This is a genomic window from Paenibacillus sp. FSL R5-0517, assembly GCF_037974355.1.
GTDB lineage: Bacteria > Bacillota > Bacilli > Paenibacillales > Paenibacillaceae > Paenibacillus.
In genome coordinates this window covers 4465820-4490893 of record NZ_CP150235.1, presented here as the reverse complement: position 1 = coordinate 4490893, position 25074 = coordinate 4465820, and the positions used below count along the sequence as shown (strand labels likewise).

Below are 25074 nucleotides of genomic sequence, written 5' to 3'. Positions count from 1 at the left end.
ATCGGGGGTAACCTTTTTTTGTTGTGTTGAACGTCCGCTTACTCATGCGTTGAGTAAAGTGCGTTTTTTTCGCTTTGATCACATTTTCAATAAAAGTTCGGGAAATCATGCTTTACATGGAATAATTTACTGGAAACGGGCCGACAATGATTAGCAGTACATGCATGGAACATGCAGTAAGCAAGTCATTTGAGGAGGTAACCTTGTGAAGAAAAGAATAATGGCATCGTTCATGACCCTTTGTATCCTGCTGTCCCTTATGGCATCAACGGCATTGGCTGAAGAAACACCGAAGGCAGCGGGAGGGACGGATCTTGCCCCGTCGGCACGCTCTGCGATCCTAATGGATGCGGACACAGGAACCGTCATATATGAGAAAAACAGTCATGATCAGCTGCCTCCGGCGAGCATTACAAAAATTATGACCATGCTGCTTACAATCGAAGCGATCGACTCCGGCAAGCTGAAGCTGACAGATAAAGTAAGAACGAGCGAATATGCAGCTTCCATGGGCGGTTCGCAGATCTTTCTGGAGCCTGGGGAAGAGATGACCGTTGATGACATGTTAAAAGGGATCGCGATGGCTTCGGGCAATGATGCCTCAGTGGCTATGGCTGAGAAGATTGCTGGTTCGGAGGAATCCTTTGTACAGCTGATGAATGAGCGTGCGAAGGAGCTTGGCATGAAGGATACTCATTTTGCCAACTGTAACGGTCTGCCGGTGGATAATCATTATTCGTCAGCCCACGACATTGCCGTCATGAGTCGTGAACTGCTGAAGCATTCCGGGATTACGAAGTACACCGGTGCCTATCAGGATTATCTTCGCAAAGACTCGGAAAAGCCATTCTGGCTGGTGAACACGAACAAGCTGGTTCGTTTTTATGAAGGGGCAGATGGTTTGAAAACAGGTTATACATCCGAAGCGAAGTTCTGCTTGTCCGCAACAGCGTCCAAGGAGGGACTGCGTGTCGTTTCCGTGGTACTTGGTGAACCAAATACCAAAACACGAAATAGCGAAGTGTCATCGATGTTTGATTATGCCTTTAGTCAATATACGATGAAGGCTCTCTACAAGGCAGGGGATCTGCTGGGCAGTCTGAAGATCGAAAAAGGTGAAGTTGCCGAATTGCCTCTGAATGCCACGCAAAATTATAGTGTGCTGATGCGCAAAGGAGCGAAATCCAATGACATCCGGCATGAATTGCTGGTTGCCAAAGAATTGAAAGCTCCGATCAAGGCTGGACAAAGTATAGGTAAACTGGTGGTGTACCAGGGCAATGACGTCATTAAGGAATTCGACATTCAGGCTCCACAGGACGTGAATAAAGCTGGCTGGTGGAAGCTGTTTAAACGGACTACGTCCAACCTGTTTGATTAAAAGGCGAATTACGCGAGTTGTTCGCATCCTTCGAACATATTTTGTAGTTAAATAGGGGTTTTCTTCTAGTTTTGTCGGGGGGCAGGAAAAGCCTTTGGATACGTAGAAATCCTTGTTCAAGACAGGGAGGAGAGTGGGCAAACGTGAACTTGCATGTGGAAATGGAACACCATCGCGGGATTCTGATTGTACGATTATCCGGGGAGCTGGATCACCATACAGCTGACATGGTACGGATGCAAATGGATGAAGCCATCCAGCGGAGACAAAGCGAGCATCTGGTACTCAGTCTGAAAGATCTGCAATTTATGGATAGTTCGGGCCTGGGTGTCATTTTGGGAAGATACAAGCTCATTAAGAACAAAGGCGGCAAGATGGTGGTCTGTGACGTCAATTCGCCGGTGTACCGTTTGCTGGAAATGTCGGGTCTGTTCAAGATAATGCCGATATATGAAAATGAGGGAACTGCTCTCTCAGGTCTGGAGGTCGTCTCATGAATGAAGGAACAGGGACAAATTTCATGAATCTGCAATTCGCGGCCAAGTCAGAGAATGAATCGTTTGCACGGGTAACCGTTGCTGCATTTATCTCCCAGCTTGATCCAACAATGGACGAGCTCAGTGACCTGAAGACGGTCATTTCGGAAGCCGTGACCAACAGCATCATCCATGGATACAACAACAACTCTGAAGGTGTTGTCTCTATCCAGGCCGAGATTCGGGAAGACATGATCACGATTATTGTGGAAGACCGCGGTGAAGGTATCGAAGATCTTGAACTAGCCAAGCAGCCGTTATATACGTCCAAACCCGAACTTGAGCGGTCGGGCATGGGCTTCACCATTATGGAAAACTTTATGGATGAATTCGAAGTCAGCAGTGAGCCCGGCAGAGGCACCTCCATCAAGATGAAAAAAAGGATTGAATCCAAGAAAGCATTGTATAATTAGGGGTTGGTGTTCTTATGGATGCTGAAGTGAAACCATCTTCACAGACCTATTTGGACGATGCCGAGGTCAAACGGCTGATTGCGCTCAGTCAGTCGGGTGACCATGTTTCGCGGGATACGCTGGTGAACTGCAACATCAGACTCGTCTGGTCCGTCGTACAGCGTTTTATGAACAGGGGATATGATCCGGAAGATCTGTTCCAGATTGGTTGTATCGGTCTGCTCAAGTCAGTAGACAAATTTGATCTCAGTTATGACGTGAAGTTCTCAACCTACGCGGTACCGATGATCATCGGAGAAATCCAGCGATTCCTGCGAGATGATGGTACCCTGAAGGTCAGTCGTTCACTGAAAGAGATGGCGAATAAAGTCCGCAAAAAAAGGGACGAACTGTCCAAACACCTGGATCGACTGCCAACGATTAAGGAAGTTGCCGCAGAGTTGGGAGTAACCCCGGAGGAAGTCGTATTTGCCCAGGAAGCCAACAAACCGCCGACCTCTATCCATGAGACGGTATTTGAGAATGACGGTGATCCCATTACATTAATGGACCAGATTGCCGACGAGTCTCAGGAACGTTGGTTTGACAAACTGGCGCTGAACGAAGCCATCGGTGGTCTCAGCGAGCGGGAGCGTTTAATCGTCTATCTCCGGTATTACCGGGATCAGACGCAGTCCGAGGTTGCCAGCAGGCTGGGTATATCTCAGGTGCAGGTATCCCGTCTGGAGAAAAAAATACTGCAATCCATCCGCGACCAGATCGCGCAGTGATTCGGGGATTGCAACAACAATATTGGCGGTTATGCACCAATATACGACAACTAACAACCTTCTATCGCGCATTATGGCGAGGGAGGTTATTTGTTGTTAGGCTGTGCATCCAATGGATTATGATTATCCTTCAGCTAATGATTGGTAGATTATTAGTTTTTCATTTTCCTTAACAATCACCTGATCTATCGATTTTTCATTTTTGAATTGATAAATTTCTGTACCCACGGGAAGTTGCGTAGACATCAAATCCTTAAATTTTTCCTCTTCTATATATCTGTATTTAATTGTCCCTAACTTTTCACCGAATTGGTCGATATTTTTGATTTCCTCTTTTCTTACATACACTCGATCTTTGAGTAAAAAGAGATCTGCAGTTGGATCAGTTTGAATCATTTCATTTGCTAAAATATCGCTAGTACTCGTCATCTGGTCTGCGTCAATTTTTTCACCACATCCTGCAATAATAGCTATCATAAAAACCAGTATGATATACTTCATGAATTTTCCTCCTTAAAAATAGTTACTTAGCAATCTATCACTACCATTAGCGTCATTGTATTGAACAAAATAACCGCAAAGCTCCTCTTTCAATTCCTCCATGCACCTCCCCAGCATATTTATTTCAACCATTTGGAAACGGGAGGACGATGGGCAGCGGAGGGATGGGATCGGTCAAAAGGAGCGAAGCGTGAGGGCTTGCCTAATGATACACAAGCAACGCAGGCGGCAGATTAGACCTGAAGAAGCGAAGCGTTCGCCTTTGTCTCCAAATTTCTAACACTTAGAAATCAATCAGAAGAATTTGGAGACAACAGCGATCAGAAGGTTGGTCTGCCGTCGGAGTGTCTGCGTGTATCCTCCCCCGAGCAACAGCGATCAATGACCGATCTATCCCGCAGCGCCCGCACCCACCTCCCGATCTTTTTCCAACCCGTTTGTAATAAATTTGCACATTCTTCAAATACTAACCTAAATTACGCAGCAAAGGAGTGTTATGGATGTCTCAGACGCCCACTCCAATGGTCTACGTTCGACTGCGCAGCCGCATTCGCATCCAGAGGGGCAGGGCAGTCAAGCTTGGAGACATTGCACATGTACTGACCACTTCTGAAAATCAGGAGAGCAGGCTACTGGAGCTTGAACTTTTACGTCCTGGACCGGAGGATGGCAATCTGATCCTCATTGATATATTACAGATTATTCCCCGAATTCGGCACATCTTGCCGGAGGTCAGTGTTGAACTGATGGGATCAGGTCATACGTTGGTTGAAGTCATCGCGGGAAATGGTCAACCTTCCAAGTCTCTGTTTATTTTGGTGTGGCTACTGCTTTTCTTCGGATCAGCCTTAACCATAATGAATTTTCATGCCGATGTGAACATGCAGGAAGTTCAGATTCGAATTGTGGAGATGCTCACTGGGCATCGGGACGAACATCCCTACCTGTTCCAAGTGGCATATTCGATTGGCATTGGATTCGGAATGGCAGTATTTTTTAATCACTTGTTCAAGAAAAAGTGGAATGAGGAGCCTACCCCGCTGGAAGTGGAGATGTTCCTATACCAGCAAAATGTAGATCAATATGTGGTCATCGAGGAAAGCGAACGGATGCATGAGCAGGAACGCAGGGAGATGAATGCGGATGAGCGTTCTTAATGGAGCAATCAGCATTGTATTGGGTATTGCGGGAGGAATTGCCGTAGGAAGCGGCGTAATTGCGCTTATTCTGGTGCTCGATATGATTCCCAGGTTGGCTCAACTTACGCAAACGTATGACAAGACTCACTGGTACGAAGGGGCGCTAATCGGTGGTTCACTGCTCGGAACGGTGGCGGACTTCTGGCATTGGAAAATGCATGGGGTGCTGCTGCTTAGCCCGATCGTAGGGTTGTTCTGTGGTGTGTTCATCGGTCTGCTCGCCGCAGCACTCACCGAGGTGCTTAATGTACTGCCCGTGCTAGCTAAACGATTAGGCATGAAACCTTATTTGTTTGGATTACTGCTCGCTATGATTTTGGGTAAAATGACAGGTTCCCTGTTTGATTTCTTTATATATCAACGGTAACTGGTGGCCATAGGAGGATGGAAGATGGATGAACGAACGGAGCACACAGGCCAGGAACATAGTGAAGGTATAACGGAAGAGATGCTGCACAAGTCTGCATATGAGATTCAGAAGGAAGAAGAGGAGAAAGCGTACAATAAGAAAAAACAAAATGAGATGTCCGACAGTATTGAGGAATCCGTACAGTATTGGCAGGAAAATGATGATATTTCCCCTCGGATGAGTGAAAACAAAAATACGCTCAAGCAAGTTCTCGGACTTGGGGAATCCTTTGATGTGGATATGAGAGAGATGGTGCTGGGTGGCAAACATGTGGGATTGCTTCTTTTGACGGGTTTTGCCAAGGATGAGATCCTACTGGAAGTATTAAAAAGGTTAACCTATCTCACGCCTGATCAGGTATCCGAGCACGCACTAAAATCTTATTTCGACTGTTACATTCCCCATATACAGGTGGAAAAAGTCGAGAAGATGAGTGCGGTCATTAACAAGGTTCTTACAGGTATGAGTGCATTGTTCGTTGAAGGGGATCGCTCGGTCCTAGTAATGGATACCCGGAGTTACCCGGTTCGTTCACCAGAAGAACCTTCATTGGAAAGGGTAGTCCGAGGTTCCAGAGATGGCTTTACGGAAACCCTCCTGACTAACGTAACCTTGGTGCGCCGCAGAATACGCGACCCTGGACTTAAGTTTGAGATCATGCAGGTGGGGCGGAGAACACAAACCGATGTCTGCGTGGTATACATTGACGATATTGTGGATAAAGTGCAGGTGGACTCAGTCCGTGAGAAAATTCAGCGGGTGGATATCGATGGTATTCCCGCCGCAGATAAACAGCTGGAGGAAGCGATTATCAACAAGGGATGGAATCCATTCCCGCTCGTTCGATATTCGGAGCGGCCGGATGTAACAGCATCCCATCTGCTGGAGGGCAGAGTCGTCATTTTCGTTGATACTTCTCCCAGTGTAATGATTTTGCCAACGACGTTCTTCGACCTGTGTGAACATGCAGAGGAAAATAGACAGACGGCATTGATGGGGACGTATTTACGATGGGTTCGTTTTGCAGGGATTCTCATATCGCTGTTTTTGCTGCCCCTATGGCTTCTCATGGTAATAGAACCTTCGCTCAAACCGATGGGGCTGGACTTCATTGGTCCACAGGAAAATGTGAAGTTGCCTCTGATTTTGCAGTTTCTTCTCATAGAGCTTGGTGTCGATCTATTGCGGATGGCTGCAGTTCATACGCCTACACCTCTGGCATCGGCCATGGGTTTAATCGCGGCCATTCTCGTTGGAGATATCGCCGTGAAAACGGGATACTTTGTTAATGAGGTTGTACTCTATATGGCCATTGCAGCCATTGGAATGTTTGCCACACCAAGTTACGAGTTGGGACTTGCCAACAGGTTAGTCAGACTGTTTTTACTCATAGCAGTAGCGATATTCAAAGTTCCGGGATTGGTTGTTGGCTGTACATTGCTCATATTGGCACTCACCGTTCACCGGTCGTATAATTCTTCGTATCTATGGCCTTTTATACCGTTTAATGCAAAGGCCTTGGGCAACTTTTTATTCCGGCTACCTTTACTGGAAAATAAAAAACGTCCATCATTCAACAAAACCCGTGACAACACCAAAATGTCCGATGATCCGGACGGTGAACTGCGAAAAAGTAAAAAACACAAATGATCTTCCGAAAAATCCATTCATCTCGCCGCCTAATTTGATATACTGGTGTAAAATCATTGGAATAGCAACTGTTCCAGTATACAAAAAAGTGAGGAATGCAGATTATGTATTTACATGGTACAAGTAAAATAAATGCGCAAGGGCATCTGGAGATTGGCGGAGTGGATGCAACAGATCTGAAAGAACAATTTGGAACTCCCCTGTATGTTGTGGACGAGCAATTGGTTCGCGAGCGTTGCAGAGAGTACATGGAAGCATTCCGCGCTTCCGGCTTGGGTTTCCAGGTTGCATATGCAAGTAAAGCATTCTGTGTAATGGCGATGTGTGCACTTGCAGCTGAAGAAGGACTTTCCCTGGATGTTGTATCTGATGGTGAACTGTTCACTGCACTGCAAGCAGGATTCCCGGCTGAGCGCATTCATTTCCATGGTAACAACAAAACGCTGGAAGAAATCGAAATGGCTCTTGATGCAGAGATTGGATGCTTTGTTGTTGATAACTTCAATGAATTGCATCTGTTGCAGGCTGTAGCTGCGGACAAAAATCGTAAAGTAAACATTTTGCTTCGTGTGACGCCTGGTGTTGAGGCCCATACGCATGAATATATTTCCACTGGTCAAACGGATTCCAAATTTGGATTCGATATCGGCAATGGTACAGCATTTGAAGCGATTGAACTGGCTTCCAAGCAGTCTAACCTGGTATTGCTCGGTGTGCATTCCCACATCGGTTCCCAGATCTTCGAAGTTGAAGGCTTCCAGATGGCTGTTCAACGTGTTGCTGAATTTGCAGCAAGCGTATATGAACGTCTTAACGTTGCTTTCAAAGTGGTTAACCTTGGTGGTGGATTCGGAATCCGTTATATCGACGGAGATACACCGCTTGAAGTTGCGCAATACGTGAAGGCTATTACAGACGCAGTTAAAAATCATTTTGCCCAAATTGGCTATGCCGTACCTGAGATCTGGGTTGAACCAGGCCGTAGCATCGTGGGTGAAGCGGGAACAACGCTGTATACCGTTGGAACAAGCAAAGACATTCCGGGCGTGCGTAAATACGTTGCTGTTGACGGTGGTATGACCGATAACCCTCGTCCTGCTTTGTATGAATCCAAGTACGAAGCTGTGCTTGCTAATCGTGCGAATGAGGCTGCTCAGGAAACGGTATCCGTTGCGGGTAAATGTTGTGAGAGTGGCGATATGCTGATCTGGGATCTGGACCTGCCAAAAGTGGAAAGTGGTGATCTGCTCGCTGTAGCTTGCACAGGTGCGTATAACTACTCCATGGCGAGCAACTACAACCGGATTCGTCGCCCAGCTGTTGTGTTTGTCAAAGACGGTCAAGGAGATGTCGTGGTACGCCGTGAGACGTATCAGGATATCATCCAGAATGACCTGGTACCAGCGCGTATTGGCAAACAGCCAGTAACTCGCTAATTCGTCAAAGATAATGCGTTTCTGCATTATTCAGGATATAGAGATTCTATAGTTGAAGCAGATGAAAAGGGAACTTCCTTTTTCGTCTGCTTTTTACGTATTCGGACTAAATTGTGAAAAAAGTTGCCGTTTTTTTTGCGATCCAGTCATTTTCGGTGTACACTAAGAAAAGTGCTGTAATGCTTGACCCAGGGTCATGCGTTTTGGCACCATTAACGATGGTCAATACGAAAGGAGTCATTTACATATGGCGAAACAAGCGAAAATTAAATTGGCAAACGGCGGAGAAGTTCTGATCGATCTGTTCGATCAAGAAGCTCCCAACACAGTAGCAAACTTTGAGAAACTGGCTAACTCCGGTTTCTACAATGGTCTTACATTCCACCGCGTTATCCCGGGCTTCGTAGCTCAAGGCGGATGCCCTAACGGTACTGGTGCAGGTGGCCCAGGTTACACAATCAACTGTGAAATCAACCCGAACAAACATGAGCGTGGAACACTGGCTATGGCACATGCTGGCCGTAACACAGGTGGAAGCCAGTTCTACATCTGCTACCAACCACAACCACATTTGGATGGACAACATACTGTATTTGGTAAAGTAACCAAAGGTATGGAGTTCGTGGACGCTTTGGAAGGTAAAGACAAAATGGAGACTGTTGAAGTTGTAGAAGCTTAATAAGCTTTGTAACGTTGACTTACTTGATTTAAACTCGGAGTGCTTCTTTTTATAGAAGCACTTTTTTTATTTTCATCATGAAATAGTGCAAAATGAGCATAATGGATCTGGCGAAAGTTCTGGCATGGGGTTATTCTGTCGTTAGACGAAGCGACAAGGGAGGATGAAGAACCTTTGAATACAGTGGATCAATTACGTTTGTTAAAACAAGTCTATAGCGGACCCACACGATGGGACGAAAAACTACAGGCATCCCGACATGATGTTTCTCAGAGTATATCCACACCGGATTTAGAAGCGCTTGAGACAGCGGGGCATGAACCGAACCGGTTTGTACGTCCGGGGCATGATGAAACGATCACTGAGCTGAAACAACTTGCAAATCAATGGACGATAAATGAAGCAGCACAGGCCTTTGTTGCATCGATGTGGTCAGCACCCATGATCTGGCGCTCGCTGATTACGGGCAAGCTTATTGCAAGCGGTATGCCAAGCCATGAACACACGCCACATCCATCTTCGAGTACTTGTCAGATCTGCGGATTAAGCGTAGATCAAGCAACCGACTCGACGTTGCAATGGTATTGGCGCATGACCAATGGAACACCTTTGGATGGTGATCCCTTTGGACATGTACTGGCACTTCGAGAGCTAGCTTCCGCGCAGGAGCTTCCAATACCTAATGATTACGACCACTGGACACTCCGTGCGGTGTTAACGGTGCTGCGCCAATTACCTCCAAAAACACGCTACAGCAAAGCAGCAATAGCACTCAAGAAGGAACGTCTTTTGCCTACACAAAAGGAATATGCCTATCGGGACTTGCTTGAGACATTAGCTCTGATTGGCATACTGGATACGCCGGAACATCCCGGAATGATCACAGAATACACGACTTACATACAGCGTGACGCGCGCCCCAATGTGCGGGTTGAGGTACAGGCGCCTCTGGCGTGGTGGGACTCATCTGTCGGAATTAATGAGAACAACCTGAACAAGATATTCCATGATTTTGATCTGAGTAATATATCTCTTGCGGATAAGCCTGAAGAGAGTCCATCTGTAAAGGAAACGATCCTGGGAGCATTGGAGAAGATGAGAAGTGTTCGAGGGAAAGTGCCAAAGAAATCTCCTGATGCAGGCACAGGGGAGGCAGAAGCTGGAGATGTGTATGCTGTTCGGGTCAGGGAAGGTGTATGGGTGACGGTATACTGTCATGAAGTCAGAGACAAACGCGTTATCGTTGAATATCTCGATGGTGTCTTTCCTGACATGCCGGGAAAAACCGATTTGCAGAGAACGTTTCGACCGAGGACGACTGGACGCTGGCAATGCTCGGCTATCGCGATCGATTCCACAAGTTGGGTCAGAAGAGTTGCGAGAGGTATTCCGCTTCCCAGTTCGCCGCTGCCAGAACCTGACCGCTTGCCCTTTCACAATGCCAAAGATTTGAAGCATATGGTGCGTTGGTGTTTTCCTGATATGTAGAATGCTGTGATGGAACTGAGAAGGATGTAAACTAAAATCTAAAATCTAAAAACTAAAAAATCGTGTCTCTTAGTGAGATGCGGTTTTTTTTGCTGTATCTTAGCTTATTAAAAGTTAGTATGTGACAAAAAGGAACAAAAAACAATTGATTTTTTGGCATTAAAGTGCTAACATCCAATTAATAACGAAAGCAATCCTTCAGGGCAGGGTGCAATTCCCTACCGGCGGTGATGCAGAGAGTGTAAGGACACATGTCCAGCACTTGATGCAAAGTCCGTGACCTGTCTGCCTGTGGCAGATGGCTGATCTGGTGTAATTCCAGAACCGACAGTATAGTCTGGATGGGAGAAGGAGAGGTGCAGACCTAACAGGTTTGCATTCAGCAGGAGTTTGGCTGTACAGTCACGATGTGTTTGTCTTGCACTGTGCAGGGAAGATCCGGTTAGGCCGGACAGTTCCATACATATGCCACACGATAAAGCTCTTTACCTGTAATTGATGTTCATTAAGGTATGTGTCTATTTTCACTTGCCCGAAATGAAGTTTTGGGCAAAGTGTTGGCGTGCTGTATCCATTTCACTCCTGTTGTTGACATTTGTCTCTCATCATCCCCATCGAACGGTTGTTCGACGGGGATTTTTTAATAAACAAGACTTTAAACCGCGGGGTGAACGGATTTGGAAATGATCAATGATGAATTTTATATGGCACTGGCACTAGATATGGCGGAACGAGCACAGGGACAGACGGGAATTAATCCGGTTGTTGGATGTGTGGTTGTGAAAGAGGGGCGTATTGTAGGCCTTGGGAGCCATCTGAAACGTGGAACCGGTCATGCGGAGGTACATGCACTGAACATGGCGGGCAGCGATGCAGAAGGCAGTACGGTATACGTTACACTTGAGCCCTGCAGTCATTATGGCAAGACGCCACCTTGCAGTGAACGCCTGATTCATGAAAAGGTAAAACGTGTTGTGGTATGTTGTGAAGATCCAAATCCGCAAGTATCCGGCAGAGGCATAAGCATGCTTCGTCAACAAGGCATTGAAGTTGAAGTTGGCGTACTGCGTGAGCGTGGAAGACGCATGAATGAAAAATTCATTAAATTTATTACAACAGGCCTTCCTTTCGTGACACTGAAAACGGCTACGACTTTGGATGGGAAAATTGCCACTCGCAGCGGAGACAGTAAGTGGATCTCCAACGAGTCCGCTCGTGAGATTGTGCATGCCCTTCGTCATCGTCACCAAGGCATTATGGTTGGTGTCGACACGGTGATCGCAGATAATCCGGAGCTTACAACCCGCTTGCAAGTGGAAGGCATCAGCCCGGTACGAATCGTGGTGGATTCCAAGTTGCGTCTTCCAGTAGGTTCCAAAATGGTTAAGGATGGTCTTGCTCCGACATGGGTATTGACAACAGACGAAGCCAGTCCTGAAGCTGCTGAACGTTTGGAAGCCTACGGTGTTGAAATTATCCGCTGTGGTCCTGGACCACGTGTGGATCTGTTAAACGGACTTAGCAAGTTGGGTGAGCGTGAGATTGGTTCGATTTTGCTTGAAGGCGGAGGCACTCTGAATGGAGCGATGCTGGAGGCACGTTTGGTCGATCGACTGCTCATGTTTATCGCTCCTAAGATTGTAGGCGGTTATGATACACCTGGCAGTTTCCGCTTCGAGGGTGTGGAACGTATGAATCAGGCAATTCAATTGAATCAGTTGGAGATCGAACAAGTTGGAGATAATATCAGCATTGGCGGTATTCCGGTGTGGCCTGAATAAATAAATTAAACAAGGGAGGCGGCAGCATGTTTACCGGTTTGGTGGAAGAAGTTGGTCAGATCCGGCGTATTGGTCGGAAAGGCGAAGCGATGGTCCTGAATATCGGAGCTTCCGCCATCATGGACGATCTGAAGATAGGTGATAGTGTAGCAGTGAACGGAGTATGTTTAACTGCGACAACGTTGGAAGGTGGCGGCTTTACCGCCGATGTCATGCCTGAAACGTATCGCCATACCAATCTCAGTCAGCTGCAATCCGGCAGTAAAGTTAATCTGGAGCGGGCCATGCAATCCGGTGGCCGTTTTGGCGGACATATCGTTCAGGGCCATGTCGATGGTACTGGAGTGATTGGCAGTATAACACGTGATCAGAATGCGATTGTGTTTGAGATCAAGCCGGATGATCACCAGTTGTTCAAATACCTGATCCCCAAAGGATCGGTTACACTGGATGGCATTAGCTTGACCGTTGTCCATACATCGGATACCGCATTCACGGTTTCCATTATCCCGCATACCATTGGTGAAACTGTACTAAATGTGAAAAAGACAGGGGATACCATTAATATCGAATGCGATATTTTGGGCAAATATGTGGATCATCTGCTCCAGTATGGGAGAGGACATCGAGAGACGGGTGCTGGCAAGCCGCGCAGTATCAGTGAAGATTTTCTCGCCAATCACGGATTTGCATAAATAGAGAAAGAAATAAACTGGAGGTGGGACAATGTCAGAACAATCCATTTTGGACACGATAGAAGCAGCCATATATGATCTCATGCGTGGCAAACCCGTCATTGTTGTGGATGATGAAGATCGGGAGAATGAAGGCGATTTTATCGCTTTGGCTGAAAAGGCGACACCTGAAGTCATTAATTTCATGATTACTGAAGGTAGAGGTCTGGTCTGTGTTCCGATTACACAACAACGTGCGGATGAACTTAACTTGAAACCAATGGTTCAACAAAATACGGATTTCCACGGAACTGCTTTCACGGTCTCTGTGGACCACAAAGATACCACAACCGGTATCTCGGCACATGAACGCTCTATTACTGTGAAAGGTCTGATCGATCCTGAGGCGAAAGCCGGAGACTTCCGTAAGCCTGGTCACATGTTCCCGCTGATTGCAAAAGACGGCGGTGTACTTCGTCGTGCGGGCCACACAGAAGCGGCAGTAGATTTGGCCATTATGTGTGGTTCGTATCCCGCAGGCGTTATCTGTGAAGTGATTAAGGAAGATGGCACAATGGCCAGACTTCCGGATCTGCAGGAGATTGCCCGCAAACATGATCTGAAGCTGATCAGTATTCAGGACATGATTCGTTACCGTAATGAAAAAGAACAGCTGGTTCAACGTGAAGTGGCTGTACGTATGCCAACAGACTTTGGCGAGTTTCAAGCAGTGGCCTATACAAATGCTGTAGACAACAAGGAACATGTGGCTCTGGTTAAAGGTGAGATTGATGGTTCCAAACCTGTACTTGTGCGGGTACACTCTGAATGTCTGACAGGCGATGTATTCCATTCCCATCGTTGTGACTGTGGTCCTCAGTTTGATGCGGCACTCAAACAGATCAATGAAGAAGGCAACGGCGTACTGCTTTACATGAGACAGGAAGGTCGAGGCATTGGACTCATCAACAAACTCAAAGCCTACAAGCTGCAAGAGGAAGGTCTGGATACGGTGGATGCAAACCTGAAGCTGGGATTTGCTGCCGACTTGCGTGATTATGGAATTGGCGCCCAAATTCTGAAAGACCTTGGGGTTCGTCAGATCAGACTGCTAACCAATAATCCTCGTAAAATTAAAGGTCTTGAAGGATATGGACTTGAAGTCGTAGAGCGTGTTGCGATCCAAATGAAAGAGAACGAGGACAATACGGTGTATCTTCATACGAAGCAAGCCAAGCTGGGGCATCTTCTCAAGTTTGATGATATCGAGCAGAACGAACAGTAAATGCGTTTTAGATGATCAACGTTCACCATGTAATTTATGGAATTGATTACTTAGGAATTTCCGTTACTTACATTACATTATACCGTTAGGGAGATGACTTGAATGCCACAATTTTTCGAAGGACATTTAGTATCAGAAGGATCCAGATATGGAGTTGTCGTTGGACGTTTCAACGAATTTATCACCAGTAAATTGCTTAGCGCAGCGCTCGATGCATTCAAACGTCACGGTGTGCAGGATGATGAAGTGGATGTAGCCTGGGTTCCAGGAGCGTTCGAAATCCCTTTGATTGCGCAGAAAATGGCAGAGAGCGGCAAGTATGATGCAGTGATTACCCTGGGAACCGTTATCCGTGGATCAACTACACATTACGATTATGTGTGCAACGAGATGGCTAAAGGGGTAGCAGCAATTAACCTGAAAACTGGCGTGCCTACGATCTTCGGATTGGTTACGACAGAAAATATTGAACAAGCGATTGAACGTGCCGGAACCAAGGCGGGTAACAAAGGTTGGGATGCAGCTACGGCGGCAATTGAGATGGCAAACTTGACGAAACAGCTAAAATAGTGCTTATTTAATAGTAGTGCCCTGCTATGCGCAGACGAAGACGGGAGACCGAATTCGGACGGCTTGGCAGGGTTTTGTATTTTTCTGGCGGGAGGATTCGTCTAGTGACGGTAGTTACATACAAACTGGAGACTTTTGAAGGGCCTTTGGATCTGCTGCTTCACCTGATTGACAAGGCTGAAATTCATATCCAGGATATTCCCATCAGCGATATTACCGATCAATACATGGCGTATCTGCATTCGATGCAGGAACTGGAACTGGATATTACAAGTGAATTTCTGGTCATGGCTGCTACACTGCTGTCGATCAAGAGCAAACTTCTACTGCCCAAACCACCGGTAATTGAAGACTTCGAGGATTATGATTTTATGGAAGAAGAAGATTATGATCCACGTGCAGAGCTCATTGCACGTCTGATAGAATATCGCAAGTACAAGGGAATTGCGCGACATCTTCATGAACGTGAGTGGGAACGCAGCCTTATATTTTCCAAAGAGCCCGAGGATCTGCGCCCTTATATGCCTGTAGAAGCTCCTTCGAACCCGGTTGAGGGATTACATACCTCTGACCTGATTGCAGCATTTCAGAAGGCGCTACGCAAGGCTGAGAAGCGTACAACCGTAACCCGTATCAAACGGGATGAGATTTCGGTTAAGGACCGGATACGGGATGTCATCGGCGCTTTGGAAAGTATGGGGCCGGGAGGCAGACTGTTATTCTCCAAATTGATGGATGAGCATATCTATCGCCATGAGATTGTTGTCACTTTTCTGGCGGTGCTGGAACTGATGAAGATGAAGCAGATTGTCTGTTATCAGGAACGGTTGTTTGAGGATATCGTTATGGAGTGGAGAGGGGAAACAAAGAATCATGGATTTTCCGAAATTGAAATCGATTATTGAAGGCCTGCTGTTTTTGTCCGGAGAAGAGGGTCTAAGTATCAAACAAATTGCCGAGATCGTCGACCAGCGAGTGGAGCTTGTAACGGACGCGATTGAGGAGATGATTCGTGAATTTTCACAGCAGGGTCGAGGTGTACAGATTCTCAAGATTGCTGGCGTAGTTCAGCTGGGTACCTTGCCTGAGCATGCTGTGTATTTTGAGAAACTGGCGTACTCTCCAGCACGGACTTCCTTATCCCAGGCGGCTCTGGAGACATTGGCCATCGTGGCGTACAGGCAGCCGATTACCCGGGTTGAGATTGAGGAGATTCGCGGTGTAAAATCGGAGCGGGCTATTCATACACTTGTGAATAAGGATCTAATCATTGAAGTGGGACGAGCGGAGGCAATTGGACGCCCCATTTTGTACGGAACGACCAAGTCATTTCTGGATTATTTCGGACTAGCTTCAATCAAAGACCTTCCGGAACCAGGGTTGTTTGAAGATTCGGAAAACCTGGAGGAAGAGACACAACTGTTGTTCAACAAACTGGATTTGCAACAATTGGAACCGGAAAGCGCTGATCCGACAGATGATGGGAGTCAAATAGACAACGAAGACGATAATACGGATTCATCATTCTAATTTGCAAATTCATGATAACCGACACCCAGCAGTGGAGTCGGTTATTTGTGCATTGTTTTAGATAGATTGAACTAAAGATTTTACACATAACGGAGAGGACAGAAATAATCTGAAGAAACGGAGTGTTCGCCTAAAAGCTTTCTGAAAGAAAGCTGCATCGGAAGCATACGCTTATCCCCGGATTTACCCTTTAGAGAAGGGAATCAAAAAAATCTGGGGATAACAGCAATCGGAAGGTTATTCTGTCATCGGAGGACCAGTGTAACTAATCTTAAGTCCAAATTTGTCTATATAAAAGGTTACGGACCGGTTCCAAATAAATCTGAAATGGGATTTTTAGGTCAGACGTGAATTTTTTCCTATCCAGAGTGCCATACTAGACGAGAAAAGAATTGAGGGCTTGGAGGTAAGGCCTGTGTGGATTTGGCTTGGAGGAATCGGTTTATTGTTCGCATTGCTGATTGCCGCAGTCCTCATCTCAAATGTTCATGTACATTTTACATTCAGTAAGCATAAAAGTGATGATTACGCCAATATTAATGTTCGTGTTCTTTATGGAATTGTGCGGATTAACTATGAGATCCCAAGTATTGTTTTTCGCAATATGAAGGAAGGTTTTCTGGTCAAAACTGAACAGTCCATGAATCATTCCAGAGGGGAAGCCCAGGGTAGTGAGCGGGTGAACAAACGTAAAGTCAAAAAGTGGGCCAAAGATGTAAAGGTTATGCTAAGAGCGACTGATGCACTCAAGCTGTGGCTCAAGCAAACACTCATGCATGTGCATATGACTCAACTGTCCTGGTCTACCCACATTGGCGTTGGCGATGCAGCATACACCGCGGTGCTGACGGGCTGGGTGTGGAGTATCAAGTCCATTATTGTTGGTTTTCTCACCTATCAGATTCGGTTCGATGAGACACCCGTGCTTCAGGTGATGCCGGTGTGGTCAGACGAAATGGAGTTCAGAACAGAGCTCGATTGCAGAGTAAAGATTCGGATTACAGCTCTTTTGATCGCTGGATTTACACTGCTAACCCGTGTGCTCCAAGTCGAAGGCGGATGGCAGATGTGGCTCAAGCTTCTTCAAGAACAACGCCGTAAGCGTAAGGAGAAGCGAAAGCAAAAGAAAAAACTTAGTGGGACAGCACTGTAGATGTCCATCTTAGTCGGTCTGTTTTTGGGAGTATGAGGTTGGAGTTCAGGGAGTGTACTTAAATTGCTTATTTACATAAGTCCCTTCAAGTTTGGGGATGATATGGTTAGATCAAACCTAGCTTACATTGAAACTGGAGGGAATTAAAATGTCAGATCATCCAATTCAAGGCTTAATGGAAACCGCTATGGAGAATATCAAGGCCATGGTGGATGTCAATACAATTGTTGGCGATGCAGTAGAAACACCGGATGGTACCGTGATTCTGCCAATCAGTAAGGTGGGATTCGGATTTGCTGCCGGTGGTAGTGATTTTCACGTCAATGGAGAAAGTAATGGCAAAAGTGGTGCCACGGGGACTTCTACTGAACATGCCAGTTCAGCAAAAGTGGCTTCTCCATTTGGTGGCGGTAGCGGCGGCGGTGTATCCATACGTCCTATTGCGTTCCTGGTGGTAGGTAAACAGGGGGTACACATTGTGCCACTTGATAACTCCACACATCTGTTTGAGAAACTCATTGACTCTACGCCGTATGTTCTTGATCGAATTCAAGGCATGTTCCAACGTAATACAACACCAACGAATACAACAGATGTACCGGTTACACCAGATCCTTCAACCTATAGCTGAATAAGTTGGTCATGATCCCTCCCGCATCCAAGCGTGAGGGATTTTTGCTGTTTGTTTGGTGAATGGTGAGTGGTTTTTTGAAGGTTTTTGTATTGCATGAGACTTATGTCTATGATCCGCCTAACCTAGACATGAAATAGGTTATGGAAGGGGAACGTTAATGCACAGAGACACCGTTTTTATGGTTTTGTTTGGCTGGCTGCTATCGGCAGTCGTGTATTTGGTAGGAGGGATTGATCACCTGTTTATTGCAGTGACCATCTTTGTGGGGCTGGATTACATCACAGGCGTAATGTCTGCATGGTATAGGAAGGAGTTATCCAGCAGGGTTGGATGGTGGGGGCTTGCTCGTAAGTCATTGACATTTGTTTTTGTCATTATTGCACATCAACTGGATATGGTTGCAGGCAACTCCAATGATTTTATGAGAGATGCGATGTTAATGTTCATTATCGGTACAGAAGGAATCAGTATATTGGAGAACCTGGGGAAATTGGGCCTGCCTGTACCAAAGTTTATCACCTCAGCTCTCTTTAAGCTTCGAGGCAATGAAGATCAAGTTGAAGACGAGGGGAAGATGTCATGATACAAATCACCAAAGATTACATCCCGGTTAATAAATACAGCCGAGTCGGATTGAAATTAAAAGGGAAACGTGGAATTGTGATGCATTATACAGCTTCTCCAGGAGCGCCCGCCAAGAATATTAGCAAATACTTTGCGAGCTTGGCACAGCAAGATTCCAACAAAGCAGTTAAAGGCCGCTATGCAAGTGCACATTACTCGGTAGATCGAACTTCGATATATAACAGTCTGCCGGATGATGAATTGGCCTACCATTGCGGGAGCGCAACATACACGAAGGAAGCTCTAGCCAATCTTGGGACATATCCGAACAATAGTACAGTGGGCATTGAGATGTGCATAGAAAAGGATGGCAGTATCCATGAAGATACATTCAATAACGTTGTAGATCTTGCGGTATACCTGATCAAGGAACGAGGCTTCCCACCTGTCTTCTTTACACATAAAGAAGTGGTTGGATGGAAGGAATGCCCACTCCCATGGATTAAACAACCAAGCGAATATGAAAGATTCAAGCAAGCAGTACATACAAAATTAAACCCACTACAACCAATAGCAGTCACGGAGGATGATGACATGAATACCGTTTTGGATTACGCACAATGGGCCTGGAATGAACTTAATCAGTACATTGGAGATGCCTATAACGACAAAGTAATCGATGATTGGGCCTGGGTAGAGAAGGTACGCAAAAAGAAGTTAACGTATGGAGAGTTGCTGTTACTGAAGGTCTTGATTGATGAGCGCAGACGCAAAAAGTCCTAACCGTGAGATCCATGTGGATTAGGAGCTAAGGATGCCTGCCGATTAACCATGAGTTAAAGTGTGCTTGATCTTTCAGAAAATAAAAATCTTGTATAATCACGATATGATCAGGATACTCAAGTTCATACTGGATCTGAATCGAGGATTCATCGACGATTCCAATAACCGCGAGTTGATTTGTTTTAATCACATGTGTTGTTGCGGGTGAGCTCATACAACCATCCTTTCGTATATTAAGTCAGAGTCAATAGGGGCGATGAAGAGGTCCATGGTCCCTAGATGACCTATACGAAGCAGGATGGAGAAGATTAAGTTGATTTGATCAAAATGGCTTCAGAATTCATAAATATAAATAAAAGCAGAACCCCACGTTGAATGTAATGTGAGGTTCTGCTTATGTAATTATTCTTTTGAGAACTTGTCTAGGGCCTCATCAGTAAGATGGAGTTCTGCAAAAGCCCTGCATATCTTTTGGAAAGATCTAATCGTATTCGTTTCGTACAACATCTCAATGGGATCAAAACCTAACATAACAAGCGAATCCACAAGTTCTGTCTGATCTACTTCAGTATGGTGTAGCGCTTCAAGTAAAGTTTCAATAACTGCTAAAAATAAAATGGCCTTATTCACTGTCTCGATCGGTGTCCCCTCCTTCGTAATACTACTAGAATAAGCGGAGGAGGACATAAAATAACGAGAAAGCCCAATTTCTCAGTAGTTAATCTATTTAATCTAAAAGTGTGGAGAGAATAATGGGTTGATGTAATTAAAATCTGATGGTAAGCTCTCCCCTTGTATGTAAGATTAAGCTTTTTTGTTTACTTCGTGGAGAATGGAATCAATTAATTCATCATCAATCAGCGTGCTAGCTTTTTCGAGTGCCAACAGAATACCTTGTGGTTGTTCAAAAAAGACTGTAGAGAGAATAGGTGCAACCTCATCTAGATTAATCTTTTCAGCTTTGACCATACTGATCAAGGCAACAACGATCTCATGTCCTTCCACATTACCTTCCATAAATCTTGTTCTTAAATGAGTTGCTACTATTTCAGTCTTTGACTGCGAGTACGCCATTACATTTCCCTCCAACGGTTCGAATATCTTAGCAGAGCTCCTCTTCATGCAAGTTTAAACCAGGTTAGATTAGGAGTTATCTTAACAATAATAAGGCAGATAGTTTAATTTATCAACAGCCACTAAGTCAATAAAATCGGATTGGAATCACCGTTTTATCCAATAAAAAAGACCCGGATAGGGTCATTTTTTGGGTCTGCCTTCCCAATAATCAGGGAATCCGTTGTAATCCCAGGCGTTCAGATTTTCGTTGTCGGCTTGAATGGCAACATCTGCTCCGGAACCTAAGTCAACACCAACGGTATGCAGTTCTTTGGCCTTAATAGCCAGTACCTTGCCGGGAGCACCTGCACATACCAGAGCAAGCTTCCACGGTGTCTGTTGATAGATATGTTCCATTTGCTTGGAAGCTGTGCTCACATGAGACCATGAGGGACAGTCCACCGTTCCCACGATGCTTGTCCACCCGTATCTCCGCTCCAGAACTTCTCGATATTGTTCGGCTTTGGCCCCACAGATCAGAATAGGCATGTTCTTGAATGTTTCATAGAATAACTTGAATCGGGCGATGTAATTATTCTCAAAAGCATAGAAGGTCTCTTTGGGTTCCACATTGTAATAGGCAAGGCACATATCAAATAACGGTTTGAAATACCAGTGATCTGTCTGGATCAGATGTCCGACGTAGTCCGCTTTTCGCAGGCAGTGTACGATAATTTCTCTTGCACTTGCATTGGGTAAGGTTATCCCACAATAGGTAGGATCGTTCAGCCAGCCGTAATGAGACTTGATGAAATCCATAGTCAGAACGGTGTCGTGAGCCAGAATGGTGTTGGAAGCATCCCCAAATCGAACAGAAGCATGGGCTTCTCCATCAGAGGCCAATTGGAACCAGTTGCGGATTAAATCTACACTCCCCAGCATGCATATCACCTTCTTTCCATCTGTGAATAATGGTTTCTTTGGTATACATATTCATCAACTCCTTCTGTACTAGAATAGGAAAAATGCTTCGTTCTCTCTCTTCTTTTGAAGAATCACTACATTTTGTTCAACGCGCGAAGGTTATAAAGGAACAGTCTAGACTATGTAAAAAAGGGAGAGGGGATAGACTGTGAAAAAGGTATATATAGGTAGTCCTGTGCGAAATCGGGCTTGGATTATGGAAAGGCACTTTCAATCACTTGAGCAACAAGCTGTGCAGAAGCAGTATATGTACATCCTGAATGATAGTGAAGATCAGACGAAGGATATCCTTGATCGTCACCACATTCCTTATCTGACTCACAATCTGGGGAGAACATATGGACATATACGTGGACAATATTCCTATCACAACCTGGCGTTGTTGAGAAATATGCTTCTGGATGAGTTTCTAAAATCGAACTGTGATTATCTGTTCTCAATCGATACGGATATCATCATTCCCGAGGGTAGCCTACGGCAGTTAATAGATAATGACAAGGATGTATGTTCCATGCTTATACGGAATCATCCAAAGTTGAAGGCTCATAATGCCATGATTGGCGGAAAACATATACCTGAATTCAAAGCGGGTTTGTTTCCGGTAGATCTGACAGGTGCCGTATATTTGATTAAGCGTGAAGTGATCGAAGCAGGCGTTCGATATGGTTCTCATCCAACAGGTGAAGATGCACCATTCTGTGAGCAAGCACGAGGATTGGGGTTTGAACTGTATGTAGATACTCGGTTGCGCCCCATTCATGCCTATGCGGAAGGAGTGGAGTTGATTGCTCAATTGGCTGCTTCGTAGAAAACAACGAGAAAATCCGGGTTTGGAAAGTATGGAAATGACCATCGTCTACCCGCCTGCACTTGACTGGAACCTCTTGTTCCAACGTCCTCAGCAATTGATGACCGCCTTCTCCAATATTCCAGGTGTACGGGCTATCTTTATCAATGAAGAAACGTATAAAAAGCAGAGCCGCCCGATTGAAAAGTTAAATGAGGATCTGTTCCTTGTGCAAAAAGGCGTGAACTACGATCACTTGGTCAAAGGGAAGAAGGTACTCTGGTTCTCGAATCCAGGCCAGTATAATTATTCGGATGGGCGGAAGTTTGATTTTACCGTATTTGATTACCTCGATAATTCAGCTGATGAGTTTGCTGTGTGGAAATCCTACATCCCGAAATGTTTTGACCGTGCAGATCTGATCGCTACAACTGCCAAGGTGATGTATGAAGCCCATAAACATGACGGCAAACCAATCTTTATGTGCCCCAATGGGGCAGATGTTCATCATTTTGAGAAAGCGCGAGCGGATCTGCCGAAACCGGCGGACTTCCCCGAAGTTCATGATGGGCAGAAGGTGGTGGGTTTCCATGGGGCAATGGCATCGTGGGTAGATTATTCGCTGATTACCACTATTGCAGATAAAGGTTATCGTGTCGTTTTGATAGGAAACAATGCCCTTTATCAAAAAAATATTGTGCATCCCTATGTGACTTGTCTTCCGCACAAAGATTATAAAGTGCTTCCAGCCTACATTGCTCAATTCGACGTCTGTATCGTGCCATTCAAGCTGACAGAGATGATCCGTGGCTGCGATCCAATCAAGTATTACGAATATTTATCTGCGGGCAAGCCTGTGTTAACGACGCGTATGGAGGAAATTGTTCATAAATACAGCGATGTAACTTACTTTATGAATCAGCATAATTGCGGAGTAATGTTGGAGAAAGCCATTCGTGAGAATAGTGCTTCCAGAATTGCTGCTCGAGTAAAAGTGGCTAAGTCTAATAGCTGGGATGGCAGGGCAATGAATGCCGTGAGGATGATTAATCAGGTGATGGGAGGCAGAAATCATGAAAAAGATATTTAAACGAATGTTTGGTAGTCATTCGACGACTCCGCCAATGGAGCCTCCAAAAATAGAGATTGATGCGATGGAGTTCAATGTTACGACATACACCCCAAACACGAATACAACGATTGTATATCTGCCTGCGATCGATTTCCATAGTGAACGATTCGGGCGTCGACCACAGCGGCTGTTAAAAGCACTCGCGGAAGTAGGCTACAATGTAATATATATCAACTCCAGTGATGAATTCTATCAGGTAGATGCCTTGGAGTATCCTCATCCGGAGCTTCCAAACTTTGTCGTAGCCCGTGTGGGCCAGAATGTCCGTCCGCTGTTTCAGGGAGATCGCGTGATCTACTGGGTGAACGATAGTCGGCTGGCAAGTTCGGTCGAGACAGCATATCCTAATCTGGTCGTATTTGATTCGTTGACGGATCCGGATCAATATGAGAAGCACAAGCACAAGATGGAAGCTGTTGCTGACGTTGTCTTTATTACTCCCGAGAGAATCTATGAGCATGGCAAATATTGCTCGCATGTTCATCTGGTTACTGCCGATGAATTTGAGATCAAAGAACGTGCAGAACAGGTAGCGCAAATTATAGATGCTTTGCCAAACAGAACGGCCCCTCTGATGTAGGGGTCTTTTCTTTGATTAGATATAGGGCTATTCCTTTTGCAAGGATGACAGGGCAATTCGTAATTCAATATATTTCGTTTACATTATCGTTAGGGAATGAAGATAGCGTTCTACACTATAAAAAGCAGAGACGACAAACAGCCAGACGGGTTAAACGAGGGATCTCCCGATCATCACGTCTTTTAACCTGATCCCGGCTCAAGCCAAGTCTCCGTAGCTAAAATTACATAATTATCCTAAGGAGTGGACTATTCAATGGCTAAAAAAATGATTATCAAAGGTGTAGGTACGTTTATGGCTAAACGCCTCCCAAAAGATCCGATGGGCGAAATTGAGGTAGTTACCCTGGGTACCCTGCAAGATCTGAAAATTGACCTTAACGTGGAGCTTGAGGATATCTTTGGTGGTGACGGTCTGTTCGCCATTGATGTACTGGTGAAGTCCAAATCGATTGAAGTGTCGGCAACAGATGCCAAATTCGATCTGGATGCGATCCAGCTGATGATGGGTTCAACGGTACAAGAGCAAGTGAAGTCTTATGTATGGATACTGAATGAGCAGTCTACAGTGGCTGCTGGCGTATCCAATTCAGGATTTGCTGAAGCCAAACCGAAGCATGCGAGTGATATCTATGGAAGTAACGGTGACATTACGGTTCGTCTCAAGGATTCCAACACGTTGTTGAAACAACTCACTTTAAAGGGAACGGCCGTGGAACCGAATGAGTTCTTCTACGACGAAGTGAATGGTGTAGTCATCCTGAATGCGGTCCATATCGGTAAAGAGATTGTGTTGAACTACAAGCGAGATCAGATTGTAGACATGGTTGATCTGTTGGTTGATGAAGTCCCATTCCCGATCTCTGTCATTCATCATGGTACGTTCCAGCAAAAAGATGGTTCGTATGCAGGTGTTGAAACTGAACTGTACATGTGCCGTGCAAAAGGAACATTCAGCATCAATGCCCAGCGTGCTGCCGCTTCTGCATCTGCCATCTCCTTGCAGATTCTTGATCCGGAACGTGCTGACGGAAAAATTGGCAGTATCAAACGCTTCAGTGCACCAAGCAAGATCTAATATCTAAATAAGGTTGATTGCT

29 protein-coding genes and 1 riboswitch are annotated in these 25074 nt (G+C 45.5%); of the genes, 24 read left to right on the top strand and 5 right to left on the bottom strand.

Features of this window, described 5'->3' with window-relative positions:
- Positions 1-259: 259 nt before the first annotated feature.
- From MKX40_RS19930 to sigF, 4 genes are all read left to right on the top strand, one after another.
- A complete protein-coding gene (locus MKX40_RS19930) occupies positions 260-1381 on the top strand; it encodes a D-alanyl-D-alanine carboxypeptidase family protein (RefSeq protein WP_339243135.1) in 1122 nt (373 codons plus the stop codon).
- Positions 1382-1524: 143 nt separating this feature from the next.
- The gene (gene spoIIAA / locus MKX40_RS19925; protein ID WP_017687636.1) at positions 1525-1878 is read left to right on the top strand and encodes an anti-sigma F factor antagonist; all 354 of its coding nucleotides are present in this window, start codon (positions 1525-1527) and stop codon (positions 1876-1878) included.
- The gene (gene spoIIAB / locus MKX40_RS19920; protein ID WP_036672324.1) at positions 1875-2330 is read left to right on the top strand and encodes an anti-sigma F factor; all 456 of its coding nucleotides are present in this window, start codon (positions 1875-1877) and stop codon (positions 2328-2330) included. The genes spoIIAA and spoIIAB overlap by 4 nt, the downstream gene beginning before the upstream one ends.
- Before the next feature lie 14 nt (positions 2331-2344).
- A complete protein-coding gene (sigF, locus tag MKX40_RS19915) occupies positions 2345-3100 on the top strand; it encodes an RNA polymerase sporulation sigma factor SigF (protein WP_036607856.1) in 756 nt (251 codons plus the stop codon).
- A gap of 123 nt (positions 3101-3223) precedes the next feature.
- Here the strand turns inward: sigF and MKX40_RS19910 are convergent, their stop codons facing one another.
- Entirely contained in the window at positions 3224-3601 is a 378-nt protein-coding gene (locus MKX40_RS19910; RefSeq protein ID WP_339235394.1) for a hypothetical protein, read from the bottom strand.
- 500 nt (positions 3602-4101) lie between these two features.
- On the opposite strand from MKX40_RS19910, the gene MKX40_RS19905 reads away from it, so the two are divergent.
- From MKX40_RS19905 to MKX40_RS19830, 16 genes are all read left to right on the top strand, one after another.
- A complete protein-coding gene (locus MKX40_RS19905; protein WP_339235392.1) occupies positions 4102-4758 on the top strand; it encodes a stage V sporulation protein AA in 657 nt (218 codons plus the stop codon).
- A complete protein-coding gene (locus tag MKX40_RS19900; protein ID WP_339235389.1) occupies positions 4739-5167 on the top strand; it encodes a stage V sporulation protein AB in 429 nt (142 codons plus the stop codon). The genes MKX40_RS19905 and MKX40_RS19900 overlap by 20 nt, the downstream gene beginning before the upstream one ends.
- Positions 5168-5191: 24 nt before the next feature.
- Entirely contained in the window at positions 5192-6859 is a 1668-nt protein-coding gene (locus MKX40_RS19895; RefSeq protein WP_339235387.1) for a spore germination protein, read from the top strand.
- Positions 6860-6963: 104 nt separating this feature from the next.
- The gene (gene lysA, locus MKX40_RS19890; RefSeq protein ID WP_145148860.1) at positions 6964-8295 is read left to right on the top strand and encodes a diaminopimelate decarboxylase; all 1332 of its coding nucleotides are present in this window, start codon (positions 6964-6966) and stop codon (positions 8293-8295) included.
- 247 nt (positions 8296-8542) lie between these two features.
- Positions 8543-8974 carry a peptidylprolyl isomerase gene (locus MKX40_RS19885; protein WP_253438709.1) on the top strand — a complete coding sequence of 144 codons (432 nt, stop codon included), beginning with the start codon at positions 8543-8545 and terminating at the stop codon, positions 8972-8974.
- A 183-nt stretch (positions 8975-9157) separates the two neighbouring features.
- Positions 9158-10462: a hypothetical protein gene (locus MKX40_RS19880; protein WP_339243133.1), complete on the top strand. Its 1305-nt coding sequence runs from the start codon at positions 9158-9160 to the stop codon at positions 10460-10462.
- A gap of 190 nt (positions 10463-10652) precedes the next feature.
- A riboswitch (FMN riboswitch) is annotated at positions 10653-10819 on the top strand.
- Positions 10820-11139: 320 nt separating this feature from the next.
- Positions 11140-12243, top strand: coding sequence for a bifunctional diaminohydroxyphosphoribosylaminopyrimidine deaminase/5-amino-6-(5-phosphoribosylamino)uracil reductase RibD (ribD, locus tag MKX40_RS19875; protein ID WP_339235382.1), 1104 nt, complete (start codon positions 11140-11142; stop codon positions 12241-12243).
- Positions 12244-12269: 26 nt separating this feature from the next.
- Positions 12270-12938, top strand: coding sequence for a riboflavin synthase (gene ribE, locus MKX40_RS19870; RefSeq protein ID WP_150364570.1), 669 nt, complete (start codon positions 12270-12272; stop codon positions 12936-12938).
- A gap of 31 nt (positions 12939-12969) precedes the next feature.
- Entirely contained in the window at positions 12970-14202 is a 1233-nt protein-coding gene (locus MKX40_RS19865; protein WP_339235378.1) for a bifunctional 3,4-dihydroxy-2-butanone-4-phosphate synthase/GTP cyclohydrolase II, read from the top strand.
- A 102-nt stretch (positions 14203-14304) separates the two neighbouring features.
- Positions 14305-14772 carry a 6,7-dimethyl-8-ribityllumazine synthase gene (gene ribE / locus MKX40_RS19860; protein ID WP_017687651.1) on the top strand — a complete coding sequence of 156 codons (468 nt, stop codon included), beginning with the start codon at positions 14305-14307 and terminating at the stop codon, positions 14770-14772.
- Between the two features lie 104 nt (positions 14773-14876).
- Positions 14877-15677 carry a segregation/condensation protein A gene (locus MKX40_RS19855; RefSeq protein ID WP_339235375.1) on the top strand — a complete coding sequence of 267 codons (801 nt, stop codon included), beginning with the start codon at positions 14877-14879 and terminating at the stop codon, positions 15675-15677.
- The gene (scpB, locus tag MKX40_RS19850; RefSeq protein ID WP_339235372.1) at positions 15646-16302 is read left to right on the top strand and encodes an SMC-Scp complex subunit ScpB; all 657 of its coding nucleotides are present in this window, start codon (positions 15646-15648) and stop codon (positions 16300-16302) included. Before MKX40_RS19855 ends, scpB begins: the two co-directional genes overlap by 32 nt.
- 415 nt (positions 16303-16717) lie before the next feature.
- The gene (locus tag MKX40_RS19845; protein ID WP_339235369.1) at positions 16718-17455 is read left to right on the top strand and encodes a DUF2953 domain-containing protein; all 738 of its coding nucleotides are present in this window, start codon (positions 16718-16720) and stop codon (positions 17453-17455) included.
- Between the two features lie 148 nt (positions 17456-17603).
- Positions 17604-18086 (top strand): GerW family sporulation protein, encoded by a 483-nt coding sequence (ytfJ, locus tag MKX40_RS19840; RefSeq protein ID WP_307534717.1) that lies wholly within the window; start codon positions 17604-17606, stop codon positions 18084-18086.
- A 160-nt stretch (positions 18087-18246) separates the two neighbouring features.
- Positions 18247-18672 carry a phage holin family protein gene (locus tag MKX40_RS19835; RefSeq protein ID WP_339235365.1) on the top strand — a complete coding sequence of 142 codons (426 nt, stop codon included), beginning with the start codon at positions 18247-18249 and terminating at the stop codon, positions 18670-18672.
- Positions 18669-19436, top strand: coding sequence for an N-acetylmuramoyl-L-alanine amidase (locus tag MKX40_RS19830; RefSeq protein WP_339235362.1), 768 nt, complete (start codon positions 18669-18671; stop codon positions 19434-19436). Before MKX40_RS19835 ends, MKX40_RS19830 begins: the two co-directional genes overlap by 4 nt.
- A gap of 25 nt (positions 19437-19461) precedes the next feature.
- On the opposite strand, the gene MKX40_RS19825 is transcribed toward MKX40_RS19830, so the two are convergent.
- From MKX40_RS19825 to MKX40_RS19810, 4 genes are all read right to left on the bottom strand, one after another.
- A complete protein-coding gene (locus MKX40_RS19825; protein WP_339235359.1) occupies positions 19462-19650 on the bottom strand; it encodes a hypothetical protein in 189 nt (62 codons plus the stop codon).
- Positions 19651-19838: 188 nt separating this feature from the next.
- Positions 19839-20066 carry a hypothetical protein gene (locus MKX40_RS19820; protein ID WP_339235357.1) on the bottom strand — a complete coding sequence of 76 codons (228 nt, stop codon included), beginning with the start codon at positions 20064-20066 and terminating at the stop codon, positions 19839-19841.
- Between the two features lie 174 nt (positions 20067-20240).
- Positions 20241-20510: a hypothetical protein gene (locus MKX40_RS19815; RefSeq protein WP_339235354.1), complete on the bottom strand. Its 270-nt coding sequence runs from the start codon at positions 20508-20510 to the stop codon at positions 20241-20243.
- 183 nt (positions 20511-20693) lie between these two features.
- On the bottom strand, positions 20694-21434 hold the full coding sequence (locus MKX40_RS19810) for a GT-D fold domain-containing glycosyltransferase (RefSeq protein WP_339235352.1): 741 nt from the start codon (positions 21432-21434) through the stop codon (positions 20694-20696).
- A 190-nt stretch (positions 21435-21624) separates the two neighbouring features.
- On the opposite strand from MKX40_RS19810, the gene MKX40_RS19805 reads away from it, so the two are divergent.
- From MKX40_RS19805 to MKX40_RS19790, 4 genes are all read left to right on the top strand, one after another.
- Positions 21625-22284 (top strand): hypothetical protein, encoded by a 660-nt coding sequence (locus MKX40_RS19805; RefSeq protein ID WP_339235350.1) that lies wholly within the window; start codon positions 21625-21627, stop codon positions 22282-22284.
- The gene (locus MKX40_RS19800; protein ID WP_339235347.1) at positions 22262-23353 is read left to right on the top strand and encodes a glycosyltransferase; all 1092 of its coding nucleotides are present in this window, start codon (positions 22262-22264) and stop codon (positions 23351-23353) included. The genes MKX40_RS19805 and MKX40_RS19800 overlap by 23 nt, the downstream gene beginning before the upstream one ends.
- The gene (locus tag MKX40_RS19795) at positions 23337-23975 is read left to right on the top strand and encodes a hypothetical protein (protein WP_339235345.1); all 639 of its coding nucleotides are present in this window, start codon (positions 23337-23339) and stop codon (positions 23973-23975) included. Before MKX40_RS19800 ends, MKX40_RS19795 begins: the two co-directional genes overlap by 17 nt.
- Positions 23976-24230: 255 nt before the next feature.
- Positions 24231-25052 carry a hypothetical protein gene (locus MKX40_RS19790; RefSeq protein WP_339235343.1) on the top strand — a complete coding sequence of 274 codons (822 nt, stop codon included), beginning with the start codon at positions 24231-24233 and terminating at the stop codon, positions 25050-25052.
- The last annotated feature ends 22 nt before the right edge of the window (positions 25053-25074 follow it).

Excerpts from the sequence above, each read along its gene's own strand:
- MKX40_RS19825 (WP_339235359.1), bottom strand. The coding sequence starts at position 19,650 with ATGAGCTCACCCGCAACAACACATGTGATTAAAACAAATCAACTCGCG.
- MKX40_RS19790 (WP_339235343.1), top strand. The coding sequence starts at position 24,231 with ATGGCTAAAAAAATGATTATCAAAGGTGTAGGTACGTTTATGGCTAAA.
- MKX40_RS19810 (WP_339235352.1), bottom strand. The coding sequence starts at position 21,434 with ATGCTGGGGAGTGTAGATTTAATCCGCAACTGGTTCCAATTGGCCTCT.
- MKX40_RS19930 (WP_339243135.1), top strand. The coding sequence starts at position 260 with ATGGCATCAACGGCATTGGCTGAAGAAACACCGAAGGCAGCGGGAGGG.
- MKX40_RS19885 (WP_253438709.1), top strand. The coding sequence starts at position 8,543 with ATGGCGAAACAAGCGAAAATTAAATTGGCAAACGGCGGAGAAGTTCTG.
- MKX40_RS19835 (WP_339235365.1), top strand. The coding sequence starts at position 18,247 with ATGCACAGAGACACCGTTTTTATGGTTTTGTTTGGCTGGCTGCTATCG.
- ytfJ (WP_307534717.1), top strand. The coding sequence starts at position 17,604 with ATGTCAGATCATCCAATTCAAGGCTTAATGGAAACCGCTATGGAGAAT.
- MKX40_RS19865 (WP_339235378.1), top strand. The coding sequence starts at position 12,970 with ATGTCAGAACAATCCATTTTGGACACGATAGAAGCAGCCATATATGAT.
- scpB (WP_339235372.1), top strand. The coding sequence starts at position 15,646 with ATGGATTTTCCGAAATTGAAATCGATTATTGAAGGCCTGCTGTTTTTG.
- MKX40_RS19815 (WP_339235354.1), bottom strand. The coding sequence starts at position 20,510 with ATGGCGTACTCGCAGTCAAAGACTGAAATAGTAGCAACTCATTTAAGA.
- MKX40_RS19905 (WP_339235392.1), top strand. The coding sequence starts at position 4,102 with ATGTCTCAGACGCCCACTCCAATGGTCTACGTTCGACTGCGCAGCCGC.
- lysA (WP_145148860.1), top strand. The coding sequence starts at position 6,964 with ATGTATTTACATGGTACAAGTAAAATAAATGCGCAAGGGCATCTGGAG.
- sigF (WP_036607856.1), top strand. The coding sequence starts at position 2,345 with ATGGATGCTGAAGTGAAACCATCTTCACAGACCTATTTGGACGATGCC.
- MKX40_RS19795 (WP_339235345.1), top strand. The coding sequence starts at position 23,337 with ATGAAAAAGATATTTAAACGAATGTTTGGTAGTCATTCGACGACTCCG.
- ribE (WP_150364570.1), top strand. The coding sequence starts at position 12,270 with ATGTTTACCGGTTTGGTGGAAGAAGTTGGTCAGATCCGGCGTATTGGT.
- MKX40_RS19895 (WP_339235387.1), top strand. The coding sequence starts at position 5,192 with ATGGATGAACGAACGGAGCACACAGGCCAGGAACATAGTGAAGGTATA.
- MKX40_RS19900 (WP_339235389.1), top strand. The coding sequence starts at position 4,739 with ATGCGGATGAGCGTTCTTAATGGAGCAATCAGCATTGTATTGGGTATT.
- MKX40_RS19830 (WP_339235362.1), top strand. The coding sequence starts at position 18,669 with ATGATACAAATCACCAAAGATTACATCCCGGTTAATAAATACAGCCGA.
- MKX40_RS19910 (WP_339235394.1), bottom strand. The coding sequence starts at position 3,601 with ATGAAGTATATCATACTGGTTTTTATGATAGCTATTATTGCAGGATGT.
- ribE (WP_017687651.1), top strand. The coding sequence starts at position 14,305 with ATGCCACAATTTTTCGAAGGACATTTAGTATCAGAAGGATCCAGATAT.
- spoIIAB (WP_036672324.1), top strand. The coding sequence starts at position 1,875 with ATGAATGAAGGAACAGGGACAAATTTCATGAATCTGCAATTCGCGGCC.